The sequence below is a fragment of the Streptomyces sp. JNUCC 64 genome, from assembly GCF_054484115.1.
In genome coordinates this window covers 4,948,229-4,961,406 of sequence record NZ_CM137015.1, presented here as the reverse complement: position 1 = coordinate 4,961,406, position 13,178 = coordinate 4,948,229, and the positions used below count along the sequence as shown (strand labels likewise).

Genomic DNA, 13,178 nt, shown 5'->3' with positions numbered 1-13,178 from the left:
GGGTCCCCTTACAGCTTCATCAGGCTGGCGTCGTCGACCGAGGCCGAATGCCGGGAACGGAACAGCGACACGATGATCGCCAGCCCGACCACGACCTCGGCGGCGGCGACGACCATCGTGAAGAAGGCGATGATCTGGCCGTCGAGGTTGCCGTGCATCCGGGAGAAGGCGACGAGCGCGAGGTTGCAGGCGTTGAGCATCAGCTCGACGCACATGAACACCACGATCATGTTGCGCCGGATCAGCACGCCGGTGGCCCCGATGGTGAAGAGCAGGGCCGCCAGGTAGACGTAGTTGACCGGGTTCACTTGGCCGCCTCCTCGGGCCGGTTCCGCTCCAGTCGGTCCTCGGAGCGGCGTTCGATGGCCCGCAGGTCGTCGAGCGCCTCCCGGGACACGTCACGGATCTGGCCCCGCGCGCGCAGCGTCTGGTTGACGGTCAGCTCGGACGGGGTGCCGTCCGGGAGGAGACCGGCGATGTCGACGGCGTTGTGCCGGGCGTAGACGCCCGGGGCGGGCAGCGGCGGGAGGTGCTTGCCCTCGCGCACCCGCTGTTCGGCCAGCTCGCGCTGGGTCTTCGCGCGCTCGGTGCGCTCCCGGTGGGTGAGCACCATGGCGCCGACGGTCGCCGTGATCAGCAGGGCGCCGGTGATCTCGAAGGCGAAGACGTACTTGGTGAAGATGAGGGCGGCGAGCCCCTCCACGTTGCCCCCGGCGTTGGCGCGGGCCAGGCCCTGGGACTCGGTGAGGGCGGCGTTGCCGATGCCCGCGACGAGCAGGATGCCGAAGCCGAGGCCGCACAGGGCGGCCAGCCAGCGCTGTCCCTTGATGGTCTCCTTCAGGGAGTCCGCCGCGGTCACGCCGACGAGCATGACCACGAAGAGGAACAGCATCATGATCGCGCCGGTGTAGACGACGACCTGGACGATGCCGAGGAAGTACGCCCCGTTGGCGAGGTAGAACACCGCCAGGACGATCATGGTCCCGGCGAGACAGAGGGCGCTGTGCACCGCCTTGCGCATCAGGATCGTGCACAGCGCGCCGATGACGGCGACCGTTCCGAGCACCCAGAACTGGACCGCCTCGCCCGTCGACGTGACGGCGGCGAGCTGGCTCACGACTGGCTCCCTTCGGCCCGCGCCGCCGCTCCGGAGCGCGGTGCCGACGGCTCCGGCACCCCGTTCCCGCCCGCCGGGGACGACGAGGCCGCGTCGTCCTCCGGCTTCTCGCCCTGGGAGACGGCCGTCTGACGGACCGTGCCCGGGGCCGCGTGCGTGACCAGGCCCTTGTAGTAGTCCTGTTCGTCGGTGCCCGGGAAGATCGTGTGCGGGCTCTCGACCATGCCCTCCTCCAGACCGGCGAGGAGCTGTTCCTTGGTGTAGATGAGGTTCTCGCGGCTGCTGTCGGCCAGTTCGAACTCGTTCGTCATCGTCAGCGCCCGGGTGGGGCACGCCTCGATGCAGAGCCCGCAGAGGATGCAGCGGGCGTAGTTGATCTGGTAGACGCGGCCGTACCGCTCGCCCGGCGAGTAGCGCTCCTCGTCGGTGTTGTCGGCGCCCTCCACGTAGATGGCGTCGGCGGGGCAGGCCCAGGCGCACAGCTCGCAGCCGACGCACTTCTCCAGCCCGTCCGGGTGGCGGTTGAGCTGGTGGCGGCCGTGGAAACGGGGGGCCGTGGTCTTGGGCTGCTCCGGGTACTGCTCGGTCAGCCGCTTCTTGAACATGGCCTTGAAGGTCACGCCGAAGCCCGCCACGGGGTTCTGGAACCCCTGCCCGGCCGCCTGGGTGCCGTCCGGCTCCTGGGGTCGCTCAGCCATCGGACCCCTCCTTTCCGTCGGTGGTCCCGCCCACGGGTCCGTCACTCACAGTGTCCGATCCACCACTGACAACCAGCTCCCGCTCCCGGCGCGGACGCCTGCGCGGCACCGCGGGGAGTTCCTGGCCGGGCAGCGGCGGCACGGGGAACCCGCCCGCCATCGGGTCGAACGCGACCGGTACGGCGGCCTCCTCGGCGGCGGCCTTCGCCCGGCCCCGGTCGCGGAACATGTCCACCAGCACCGAGAGCAGCAGCAGGGTGATCACGGCGCCGCCGACGTAGAGCGCGATCTCGGCGAAGTCGTAGTCCTCGTTGCGCAGCGTCCGCACGGTGGCGACGAGCATCAGCCACGCCACCGAGACCGGGATGAGGACCTTCCAGCCGAGCTTCATCAGCTGGTCGTAGCGGACCCGGGGCAGCGTGCCCCGCAGCCAGATGAAGAAGAACAGCAGCACCTGGACCTTGAGGACGAACCAGAGCATCGGCCACCAGCCCTGGTTGGCGCCCTCCCAGAAGGTGCTGATCGGGTACGGCGCCCGCCAGCCGCCCAGGAACAGCGTCACCGACACCGCGGAGACCGTCACCATGTTCACGTACTCGGCGAGCATGAAGAGCGCGAACTTGATGGACGAGTACTCGGTGTTGAAGCCGCCGACCAGGTCGCCCTCGGACTCCGGCATGTCGAAGGGGGCGCGGTTGGTCTCGCCCACCATGGTGACGATGTAGAGCAGGAACGACACCGGCAGCAGCACCACGTACCAGCGGTCGGCCTGCGCCTCCACGATGGTGGACGTGGACATCGAGCCCGAGTAGAGGAACACCGAGGCGAACGCGGCGCCCATGGCGATCTCGTAGGAGATCATCTGGGCGCAGGAGCGCAGTCCGCCCAGCAGCGGGTAGGTGGAGCCGGAGCTCCAGCCCGCGAGGACGATGCCGTAGATGCCGACCGAGGCGACCGCGAGGATGTAGAGCATCGCGATCGGCAGGTCGGTGAGCTGCATCGTGGTGCGCTGGCCGAAGATGGAAACCTGGTTGTCGGCCGGGCCGAAGGGGATCACCGCGATCGCCATGAACGCCGGGATGGCGGCGACGATCGGCGCGAGGACGTACACCACCTTGTCGGCGCGCTTGACGATGACGTCTTCCTTGAGCATCAGCTTGACGCCGTCGGCGAGCGACTGGAGCATCCCCCACGGACCGTGCCGGTTGGGGCCGATCCGCAGCTGCATCCAGGCGACGACCTTGCGCTCCCACACGATGGACAGCAGCACGGTCACCATCAGGAAGGCGAAGCAGAACACCGCCTTGATCACCACGAGCCACCACGGGTCGCGGCCGAACATGGACAGGTCTTCCAGCGCGAGCGGCGTCCACGTCTGAGGCGTCATGACTCCACCTCCGTGACCTCCTGCGGGCCAGGCGCCACGGCCGGGCCGATGCGGACGAGGGCGCCGGGCAGCGCCCCGGTGTCGGAGGCGACGCCCCCGCCGGCCGAGTTGAGCGGCAGCCACACCACCCGGTCGGGCATCCGGGTGACCACCAGCGGCAGCGCGGTGCTGCCGGTGGGCCCGGTGACGGTGAGGACCTCGCCGTCGGTGACGCCCGCCTCGGCCGCGGTGGCCGCCGAGAGCCGGGCGACGGCGGCGTGCCGCGTTCCGGCGAGGGCGTCGTCGCCGTCCTGGAGGCGGCCCCGGTCGAGCAGCATCCGGTGACCGGCGAGCACGGCTTCCCCTGCCGCCGGGCGGGGCAGCGCGGCGGCGGTGCCGTCCGGGTCCCCGGCGCGGGGGCCGTCCCAGCCGCCGAGGCGGTCCAGTTCGGCGCGGAGGGTGCGCAGGTCCGGCAGGCCCAGGTGGACGTCCATCGCGTCGGCCAGCATCTGCAGGACGCGGGCGTCGGTGGGCGCCACCTGGCGGGTCATCTGGTCGGGCTTGAGGGCGGCCTCGAACGGACGGCCGCGGCCCTCCCAGTTGAGGAAGGTGCCGGCCTTCTCGGCGACCGCCGCCACCGGCAGCACCACGTCGGCGCGGTCGGTGACCTCGCTGGGCCGCAGCTCCAGGCTGACCACGAAGGCGGCCTCGTCGAGCGCGGCGCGGGCGCGGGCCGGGTCCGGGAGGTCCGCGACCTCCACCCCGCCGACCAGCAGCGCGCCGAGCAGTCCGCCCGCGGCGGCCGTCACGATCTCCCCGGTGTCCCGGCCCTGGCGGTGCGGGAGTTCGGCGAGTCCCCAGGCGGCGGCGACCTCGTCGCGGGCCCGGGGGTCGGTGGCCGGGCGGCCGCCCGGCAGCAGGGTGGGCAGGGCGCCCGCCTCGACGGCGCCGCGCTCCCCGGCGCGGCGCGGGATCCACACCAGCCGGGCGCCGGTGGCGGTCGCGGCCCGGACGGCGGCCGTCAGACCGCCCTTGACGCCCGCGAGGCGTTCGCCGACGAGGAGGACGGCGCCCTCGGTACGCAGCGCCTCGGCGGCTCCGGTGCCGCCCGCTTCCAGGCCGATGCCGGTGGCGAGGGCGTCCAGCCACTCGGCCTCGGTGCCGGGGGCGGCGGGCAGCAGGGTGCCGCCCGCCTTGGTGAGGCCCGGGGTGGCGTGGGTGGCGACGGCGAACACCTGCTGGCCGTGGGTCCGCCACGCCTTGCGCAGCCGCAGGAAGACCCCGGGGGCCTCCTCCTCGGACTCGAAGCCGACGAGCAGGACGGCGGGGGCCTTCTCCAGGGCGCGGTAGGTGAGTCCGGTGCCGTCGAGGTCCCGGCCGCGCCCGGCGACCCGGGCGGCCAGGAAGTCGGCCTCCTCGGCGCTGTGGACGCGGGCGCGGAAGTCGACGTCGTTGGTGTCGAGGGCGACCCGGGCGAACTTGGCGTACGCGTAGGCGTCCTCGACGGTGACCCGGCCGCCGGTGAGGACCCCGGTGCGGCCCCGGGCCGCGGCGAGGCCGCGGGCGGCGGCGTCCAGGGCCTCGGGCCAGCTGGCGGGGGCCAGTTCGCCGGTGGCGGGGTCACGGACCAGCGGGTGGGTGAGCCGGTCGGGCCGCTGCGCGTAGCGGAACCCGAAGCGGCCCTTGTCGCACATCCACTCCTCGTTGACCTCGGGGTCGTCGGCGGCGAGCCGCCGCATGACCTTGCCGCGCCGGTGGTCGGTGCGGGTGGCGCAGCCGCCGGAGCAGTGCTCGCAGACGCTCGGCGAGGACACCAGGTCGAAGGGGCGGGAGCGGAACCGGTAGGCGGCGGAGGTGAGCGCGCCGACCGGGCAGATCTGGATGGTGTTGCCGGAGAAGTAGGAGGAGAAGGGGTCGCCCTCGCCGGTGCCGACCTGCTGGAGCGCGCCGCGTTCCACCAGCTCGATCATCGGGTCGCCCGCGATCTGGTTGCTGAAGCGGGTGCAGCGGGCGCACAGCACGCAGCGTTCCCGGTCGAGGAGGACCTGGGTGGAGATGGGGACGGGCTTCTCGTAGGTGCGCTTGCGGCCCTCGAAGCGGCTGTCCGCGGAGCCGACCGAGACGGCCTGGTTCTGGAGCGGGCACTCGCCGCCCTTGTCGCAGACGGGGCAGTCCAGCGGGTGGTTGATGAGCAGCAGCTCCATCACCCCGCGCTGGGCCTTCTCGGCGACGGGCGAGGTGAGCTGGGTGCGGACGACCATCCCGTCGGTGCAGGTGATGGTGCAGGACGCCATCGGCTTGCGCTGGCCCTCGACCTCGACGATGCACTGGCGGCAGGCGCCCGCGGGGTCGAGGAGGGGGTGGTCGCAGAAGCGGGGGATCTCGATGCCGAGGAGTTCGGCGGCGCGGATGACGAGGGTGCCCTTGGGGACGCTGATCTCGACGCCGTCGATGGTCAGGCTGACGAGGTCCGCGGGCGGCGCGGCTTCGCCGCCCCCGGAGGGAGCGCTCGTGGTGACCGTCATGCGTTCACCTCCGTGGGGTCGGCGGGCCGGTCGGCCCAGACGGTGGAGCGGGCGGGGTCGAAGGGGCAGCCCCGGCCGGTGATGTGCTCCTCGTACTCGGCGCGGAAGTGCTGGAGCGACGAGAAGATCGGCGACGCGGCTCCGTCGCCGAGGGCGCAGAACGACTTGCCGTTGATGTTGTCGGCGATGTCGTTCAGCTTGTCGAGGTCGCTCATCACGCCGTGGCCCGCCTCGATGTCGCGCAGCAGCTGGACCAGCCAGTAGGTGCCCTCCCGGCAGGGGGTGCACTTGCCGCAGGACTCATGGGCGTAGAACTCGGTCCAGCGGGTCACGGCGCGCACCACGCAGGTGGTCTCGTCGAAGCACTGGAGGGCCTTGGTGCCGAGCATGGACCCGGCGGCGCCGACGCCCTCGTAGTCGAGGGGGACGTCCAGGTGCTCGTCGGTGAGGATCGGGGTGGAGGAGCCGCCGGGGGTCCAGAACTTGAGGCGGTGTCCGGGGCGCATCCCGCCGCTCATGTCGAGCAGTTGGCGCAGGGTGATCCCGAGGGGCGCCTCGTACTGGCCGGGTCCGGCGACGTGGCCGCTGAGCGAGTACAGGGTGAAGCCGGGGGACTTCTCGCTGCCGAGCGAGCGGAACCATTCCTTGCCCCGGTTGAGGATCGCGGGAACCGAGGCGATGGACTCGACGTTGTTCACCACAGTGGGGCAGGCGTAGAGGCCCGCCACGGCGGGGAAGGGGGGTCGCAGTCGCGGTTGGCCGCGGCGTCCTTCCAGCGAGTCCAGCAGCGCGGTCTCCTCGCCGCAGATGTACGCGCCGGCGCCGGCGTGGACGACGATGTCGAGGTCCAGGCCGCTGCCGAGGACGTCCTTGCCGAGGTAGCCCGCGTCGTACGCCTCGCGGACCGCTTCGTGCAGTCTGCGCAGCACGGGGACGACCTCGCCGCGCAGATAGATGAAGGCGTGCTGCGAGCGGATCGCGTAGCAGGCGATGACGATGCCCTCGATGAGGGAGTGGGGGTTGGCGAAGAGGAGCGGGATGTCCTTGCAGGTGCCCGGTTCGGACTCGTCGGCGTTGACGACGAGGTAGTGGGGCTTGCCGTCGCCCTGCGGGATGAACTGCCATTTCATCCCGGTGGGGAAGCCCGCGCCGCCGCGTCCGCGCAGACCGGAGTCCTTGACGTAGGCGATGACCTCGTCGGGGGTCATGGCGAGGGCCCGGCGCAGTCCCTCGTAGCCGTCGTGCCTGCGGTAGACGTCCAGCGACCAGGACTTCTCCTCGTCCCAGAAGGCCGACAGGACCGGTGACAGCAGTTTCTCCGGGTTGCTGTGGCTGATCTCCGGCGCCAAGGTCATCACTCCCCCTCCTCGGTGACCGGTCCCGCCGGGTGCGACGGGTCGGATGACGGTGCGTCCTGTGGTGCGTGGTGCGTGGTGGGCTGTCCGGGGCCGGGGGCGCCGGTGGTCCGGGAGGCGCGCGGGGCGACCACCCGGGCGGTGGGTTCGCCCTTGGCCAGCCGCAGTCCGATGAGGGAGGCGGGTCCGGCGCCACCGGTGGCGTCGACGGCTCCGGGGCGCTCGTCGGGGAATCCGGCGAGGATCCGGGAGGTCTCCTTGAAGGAGCAGAGCGGGGCGCCCCGGGTGGGTTCGACGGTGGCGCCCGCGCGCAGGTCGTCGACGAGGCGCAGGGCGGACTCGGGGGTCTGGTTGTCGAAGAACTCCCAGTTCACCATGACGACGGGGGCGAAGTCGCAGGCCGCGTTGCACTCGATGTGTTCGAGGGTGACCTTGCCGTCGTCGGTGGTCTCGCCGTTCTCCACGCCGAGGTGACGCTTCAGGGTGTCGAAGATGGCGTCGCCGCCCATGACGGCGCAGAGGGTGTTGGTGCAGACGCCGACCTGGTACTCGCCGCCGGGCTTGCGCCGGTACATGGAGTAGAAGGTGGCGACGGCGGTGACCTCGGCGGTGGTGAGGTCGAGGACCTCGGCGCAGAAGCGCACCCCGGTACGGGTGACGTGGCCGTCCTCGGCCTGGACGAGGTGGAGCAGCGGCAGCAGCGCGGAGCGGGAGTCGGGGTAGCGCCCGATCAGCTCGGCCGCGTCCGCCTCCAGCCGGGCGCGGACCTCGGCCGGGTAGTCGGGGGCGGGCAGCTGGGGCATCCCCAGGCTCACCTCTTGCGGTGTGGCGGTCACCGGTCGACGCCTCCCATCACGGGGTCGATGGACGCGACGGCGACGATGACGTCGGCGACCTGGCCGCCTTCGCACATGGCCGCCATGGCCTGGAGGTTGGTGAAGGACGGGTCGCGGAAGTGGACCCGGAAGGGGCGGGTGCCGCCGTCGGAGACGACGTGCGCGCCGAGTTCGCCCTTGGGGGACTCCACGGCGGCGTACACCTGTCCGGCGGGGACCCGGAAGCCCTCGGTCACCAGCTTGAAGTGGTGGATCAGGGCCTCCATGGAGGTGCCCATGATCTTCTTGATGTGGTCGAGGGAGTTGCCGAGTCCGTCCGGTCCCTGGGCGAGCTGCGCGGGCCAGGCGATCTTCTTGTCCGCGACCATCACCGGGCCGGGCTCCAGCCGGTCCACGCACTGCTCGACGATCCGCAGCGACTGGCGCATCTCCTCCAGCCGGATCAGGAACCGTCCGTAGGAGTCGCAGGTGTCGGTGGTCGGGACCTCGAAGTCGTAGGTCTCGTAGCCGCAGTACGGCTGGGACTTGCGCAGGTCGTGCGGGAGTCCGGCGGAGCGCAGCACGGGGCCGGTGGCGCCGAGGGCCATGCAGCCGGTGAGGTCGAGGTGGCCGACGTCCTGCATCCGGGCCTTGAAGATGGGGTTCCCGGTGGCGAGCTTGTCGTACTCGGGGAGGTTCTTCCGCATCTTCTTGATGAACTCGCGCAGGTGGTCGACCGTGCCGGGGGGCAGGTCCTGGGCGAGTCCGCCGGGCCGGACGTACGCGTGGTTCATCCGCAGGCCGGTGATCAGCTCGTAGATGTCGAGGATGAGTTCGCGGTCGCGGAAGCCGTAGATCATGATCGTGGTCGCGCCGAGTTCCATGCCGCCGGTGGCGATGCAGACCAGGTGCGAGGAGAGCCGGTTGAGCTCCATGAGGAGCACCCGGATGACGCTGGCCCGGTCGGGGATCTCGTCCTCGATGCCGAGCAGCTTCTCGACCGCGAGGCAGTACGCCGTCTCGTTGAAGAACGGCGTCAGGTAGTCCATGCGGGTCACGAAGGTGGTGCCCTGGGTCCAGGTCCGGTATTCGAGGTTCTTCTCGATGCCGGTGTGGAGGTAGCCGATGCCGCAGCGGGCCTCGGTGACGGTCTCGCCGTCGATCTCCAGGATCAGCCGGAGCACTCCGTGGGTGGAGGGGTGCTGGGGACCCATGTTGACGATGATGCGTTCGTCGTCGGCCTTGGCCGCGGACTGGACGACCTCGTCCCAGTCGCCGCCGGTGACCGTGTAGACGGCTCCTTCGGTCGTTTCCCTCGGGAACGCAGATGAAGTGGTCATCAGGAGTACGACCTCCGCTGGTCGGGAGCCGGGATCTGGGCGCCCTTGTACTCGACGGCGATGCCGCCCAGGGGGTAGTCCTTGCGCTGCGGGAAGCCCTGCCAGTCGTCCGGCATCATGATCCGGGTGAGCGCGGGGTGGCCGTCGAAGACGATGCCGAAGAAGTCGTACGTCTCGCGCTCGTGCCAGTCGTTGGTGGGGTAGACCCGGACCAGCGAGGGGATGTGCGGGTCGGCGTCGGGGGCGGAGACCTCCAGCCGGATCAGCCGGTTGTGGGTGATCGACCGCAGGTGGTAGACGGCGTGCAGCTCGCGGCCCCGCTCGCCCGGGTAGTGCACCCCGCTGACGCCGGTGCACAGTTCGAAGCGGAGCGCCGGGTCGTCGCGCAGGGTCTGGGCGACGCGCACCAGGTGCTCGCGGTCGACGTGGAAGGTCAGCTCGTCGCGGTCCACGACCGTCTTCTCGATCGCGGTCTCGGGGACGAGGCCCTGTTCCTCCAGGGCGCCCTCCAGTTCGTCGGCGACCTCGTCGAACCAGCCGCCGTAGGGGCGGGTGGCCGCGCCGGGCAGCCGCACCGAGCGGACCAGTCCGCCGAAGCCGGAGGTGTCGCCGCTGCCCCCCGCGCCGAACATGCCGCGCTGGACCCGGACCTCCTCCCCGTGGTCGCCGCGCTGGCCCGGCAGGTTCTGGGCGTTCAGCTCCTGTTCCGGGTTCACGCCGTTGCCCTCGGCCCCGCTCATCGCAGCAGCCCCTTCATCTCGATGGTGGGGAGCGCCTTGAGGGCCGCCTCCTCCGCCTCGCGGGCCGCCTCCTCGGCGTTGACGCCGAGCTTGGAGGTCTGGATCTTCTCGTGGAGCTTGAGGATCGCGTCCAGCAGCATCTCGGGCCGCGGCGGACAGCCGGGCAGATAGATGTCGACGGGGACGACGTGGTCGACGCCCTGGACGATCGCGTAGTTGTTGAACATGCCGCCCGAGGAGGCGCAGACCCCCATCGAGATGACCCACTTGGGGTTCGGCATCTGGTCGTAGACCTGCCGCAGCACGGGCGCCATCTTCTGGCTGACGCGTCCGGCCACGATCATCAGGTCGGCCTGGCGCGGTGAGCCGCGGAACACCTCCATGCCGAAGCGCGCCAGGTCGTAGCGGCCCGCGCCCGTCGTCATCATCTCGATCGCGCAGCACGCGAGGCCGAAGGTGGCGGGGAAGACGGACGCCTTGCGCACCCAGCCCGCGGCCTGTTCGACGGTGGTCAGCAGAAAACCGCTCGGCAGTTTCTCTTCGAGTCCCATTGGTGACCCCTAGACCCTTCTGTCCCTCGCGGTTTTCAGTCCCATTCCAGGCCGCCGCGCCGCCATACGTACGCGTACGCGACGAAGACGGTGAGCACGAAGAGCAGCATCTCCACGAGCCCGAAAAGCCCCAGGGCGTCGAAGCTGACGGCCCACGGGTAGAGGAAGACGATCTCGATATCGAAGATGATGAAGAGCATCGCCGTCAGGTAGTACTTGATCGGGAACCGTCCGCCCCCCGCGGGGGTCGGCGTCGGTTCGATACCGCATTCGTACGCTTCGAGCTTCGCCCGGTTGTACCGCTTTGGACCGATAAGCGTGGCCATGACCACGGAGAAGATCGCAAAGCCTGCCCCGAGGGCTCCCAGTACGAGGATGGGCGCGTAAGCGTTCACCGCTCCTCGCTCCTCTCAGTCGGCATTGACTGCTTCGGCGGTCCCCCCGCGGTCACGGGACCGGGGAGGCGCTGGACCCGCCACCCGCTCCCCACCCGCCCACCGGGACCCACGGAACTCTCGCGCTCCGTACGCCTCGTGAGCCTCCGCGAGCCCGGGGAACCCTCCGCGTCACCCCCGGAGCGCCCACCAAGATCGCTTTCATGTGAAGCAGGTCACAAGCCCAACTGCGGTGCATCCTATGCCTGTGGGTCTGTGATCTGCGACACGGGGTACTTGATCGGCTTTGTGATCTCCACCACCCGGCGAAGGATCATCAAGTCGGATGAGCGGTGATCTTCGTACGCGAAGCGGCGGCACGGTTACGAGACGTGACAAGTCGGCTCGTCGGCGCAGGTGAAACGGGGTTCGCACTATCAAGTGGAACGCCGTTCGGGCAAATTCGTGCTGGACGCAACGGCTTGATAATGGAGTCCCGTTCACAACGGCCCGCTTCGGGGCCCGCACTGTGAACGCGATGTGAACACCCGTCGGCCGCATGCGACTACGTGCCCCGATTCACGAACGGAACGCGGACCGAACGCCATGGAACGCCCCATACGGGACATCGGCGACGGAGGCCCCGGACGGAACCGGGTGACCCCGTCCGGCGTCCTCACCCCACGGCCCGCGCCCATGACCCGCGTCCCGGCGGGCGGTTCCGGCGGGCGCTCCGGCGGGCGGCCCTGACGGACGGACACGGCGGGCGGCCCGGCGGGCGGTCCCCGTGAGGCCTCCCGGCGGAAGCCCGCGACGGAAGCCCCCGGCGCGCACGGCACCGACACCCGGAGCACCGGACCACTGGACCACTGGACGCTGGACGCTGGACGCTGGACCGACGGGATCCGGCCATGGCGGGCGCGCGCACGGACGCCGTCCACCGGGCGGCCACCTCCGTGACCTCCGTCACACCTCATCACCCGTGAGGCTTAGCGGGCTTGGCCATCTTTCACATCGGGTGGTAGGCGCCGGGCAATTCGGACGTAAACAAGAAACCGCGTGATCAGGGCATGATCGCCAGCGCCCGTATTGTCCGTTACGGCGTCAATAAAGGCCGACACTCCCGGGGTTCGCACGGGTGGGGCGGCAACTGTGGCGCAGACCACGTTTCTTGAAGGTAACGGTGCCCCCCTGATAGCGGTTGTCCCATGGCCAACACCGCTCACATACCCAGCCACCGGAAGCCCCGCAGCAGCAGCACCACGAAGCTGCGCGCCGGAGTGGCCGGTGGCGTCCTCAGCACCCTCGCGGTGGCCGGTACCGCCGGGTCGGCCGCGGCGGCGCCCGCCGCCGAGCCCGTGGCCGAGACCGTCGGACTCCCCATCCTCTCCTCCGACCTGTCCGTACAGGTCGTGCGCTCCGCGAGCGCCACCCAGCTCACCGCCGCGTCCTACGAGTTCCAGGCGCAGCAGGAGCAGGTGCGCGACCAGCGGGACGCCGCCGTCGAGCAGGCCGCCAAGCAGGCGAAGCAGGACCGTGCGGAGGCCGTCCGCAAGGCCGCCGCCAAGAAGGCCGAGGAGCGGGCCGCCGCCGCCGAGCGCGAGGCCGCCGCCGAGCGGGCCTCCCGCACCGCCGAGCGCACCACGCTCAAGACCGCCTCCGCCGCCGCGGACTCCGACGGCTCCGGGACCTCCACGGGTTCCGGCTCCGGGGCGTCCACGGGGTCGACCGGTTCCTCCTCCGGCTCCACGGAGTCCGGCGGCGGCCAGACCGCCGCCCCGGCCCCCTCCAGCGGCAGCCTCTCCGCCGTCATCTCGTTCCTGCGCGCCCAGGTGGGCGACGCGTACGTGATGGGCGGCACGGGACCCAACTCCTGGGACTGCTCGGGTCTGGTGCAGGCCGCCTTCAAGCAGGCGAACATCAGCCTGCCGCGCACCTCGCAGCAGCAGTCGACGGCCGGCACCCAGGTCAGCCTCTCCAACCTCCAGGTCGGCGACATCCTCTACTGGGGCGCCGCCGGTTCCGCCTGGCACACCGGTGTCTACATCGGCAACGGCCAGTACCTGGACGCGGCGAACCCCGCGAAGGGCGTCGTCATCCAGGACCTGTCGGGCTACCCGGCGGACGGCGCGGTCCGCGTCCTCTGAGCACCACCGCTCGCGACCTCCGCGCACGCGTACGCGAAAGGGGGCCCCACCCGGGAAGGGTGGGGCCCCTTTCGTGTGGGCGGGGCCGGGGCGGGGAGGGCTCCGCGAGGTAGTGGCCGCCGCGTGCGCGCGGGAGGGGGCCGTCGGCCT

12 protein-coding genes are annotated in these 13,178 nt (G+C 71.0%); 1 reads left to right on the top strand and 11 read right to left on the bottom strand.

Annotated features, from left to right (window positions below; translation table 11 throughout):
- Window positions 1-8 precede the first annotated feature (8 nt).
- Genes nuoK through ACVWNX_RS20595 form a run of 11 tightly spaced genes read right to left on the bottom strand, consistent with a single transcriptional unit; the run spans window position 9 to window position 10,902 of the window.
- Window positions 9-308 (bottom strand): NADH-quinone oxidoreductase subunit NuoK, encoded by a 300-nt coding sequence (nuoK, locus tag ACVWNX_RS20645; RefSeq protein WP_454408922.1) that lies wholly within the window; start codon window positions 306-308, stop codon window positions 9-11.
- Window positions 305-1,117, bottom strand: coding sequence for an NADH-quinone oxidoreductase subunit J (locus tag ACVWNX_RS20640; protein WP_454408921.1), 813 nt, complete (start codon window positions 1,115-1,117; stop codon window positions 305-307). Before ACVWNX_RS20640 ends, nuoK begins: the two co-directional genes overlap by 4 nt.
- Window positions 1,114-1,815 (bottom strand): NADH-quinone oxidoreductase subunit NuoI, encoded by a 702-nt coding sequence (gene nuoI, locus ACVWNX_RS20635; RefSeq protein ID WP_454408919.1) that lies wholly within the window; start codon window positions 1,813-1,815, stop codon window positions 1,114-1,116. The genes ACVWNX_RS20640 and nuoI overlap by 4 nt, the downstream gene beginning before the upstream one ends.
- Window positions 1,808-3,202, bottom strand: a complete 1,395-nt coding sequence (gene nuoH / locus ACVWNX_RS20630) for an NADH-quinone oxidoreductase subunit NuoH (protein WP_454408917.1) — start codon at window positions 3,200-3,202, stop codon at window positions 1,808-1,810. The genes nuoI and nuoH overlap by 8 nt, the downstream gene beginning before the upstream one ends.
- Entirely contained in the window at window positions 3,199-5,706 is a 2,508-nt protein-coding gene (locus ACVWNX_RS20625) for an NADH-quinone oxidoreductase subunit G (RefSeq protein ID WP_454408915.1), read from the bottom strand. The genes nuoH and ACVWNX_RS20625 overlap by 4 nt, the downstream gene beginning before the upstream one ends.
- Window positions 5,703-7,064: an NADH-quinone oxidoreductase subunit NuoF gene (gene nuoF / locus ACVWNX_RS20620; RefSeq protein ID WP_454408913.1), complete on the bottom strand. Its 1,362-nt coding sequence runs from the start codon at window positions 7,062-7,064 to the stop codon at window positions 5,703-5,705. The genes ACVWNX_RS20625 and nuoF overlap by 4 nt, the downstream gene beginning before the upstream one ends.
- Entirely contained in the window at window positions 7,061-7,864 is an 804-nt protein-coding gene (nuoE, locus tag ACVWNX_RS20615) for an NADH-quinone oxidoreductase subunit NuoE (protein ID WP_454408911.1), read from the bottom strand. Before nuoE ends, nuoF begins: the two co-directional genes overlap by 4 nt.
- A 29-nt stretch (window positions 7,865-7,893) precedes the next feature.
- Window positions 7,894-9,216 carry an NADH-quinone oxidoreductase subunit D gene (locus ACVWNX_RS20610; protein ID WP_454408910.1) on the bottom strand — a complete coding sequence of 441 codons (1,323 nt, stop codon included), beginning with the start codon at window positions 9,214-9,216 and terminating at the stop codon, window positions 7,894-7,896.
- Window positions 9,216-9,956: an NADH-quinone oxidoreductase subunit C gene (locus tag ACVWNX_RS20605; protein WP_454408909.1), complete on the bottom strand. Its 741-nt coding sequence runs from the start codon at window positions 9,954-9,956 to the stop codon at window positions 9,216-9,218. Before ACVWNX_RS20605 ends, ACVWNX_RS20610 begins: the two co-directional genes overlap by 1 nt.
- Entirely contained in the window at window positions 9,953-10,507 is a 555-nt protein-coding gene (locus ACVWNX_RS20600) for a NuoB/complex I 20 kDa subunit family protein (RefSeq protein WP_385494988.1), read from the bottom strand. Before ACVWNX_RS20600 ends, ACVWNX_RS20605 begins: the two co-directional genes overlap by 4 nt.
- A gap of 35 nt (window positions 10,508-10,542) precedes the next feature.
- Entirely contained in the window at window positions 10,543-10,902 is a 360-nt protein-coding gene (locus tag ACVWNX_RS20595; protein ID WP_073792966.1) for an NADH-quinone oxidoreductase subunit A, read from the bottom strand.
- Window positions 10,903-12,089: 1,187 nt separating this feature from the next.
- On the opposite strand from ACVWNX_RS20595, the gene ACVWNX_RS20590 reads away from it, so the two are divergent.
- Window positions 12,090-13,028, top strand: a complete 939-nt coding sequence (locus ACVWNX_RS20590) for a C40 family peptidase (protein WP_454408908.1) — start codon at window positions 12,090-12,092, stop codon at window positions 13,026-13,028.
- Window positions 13,029-13,178: the final 150 nt, after the last annotated feature.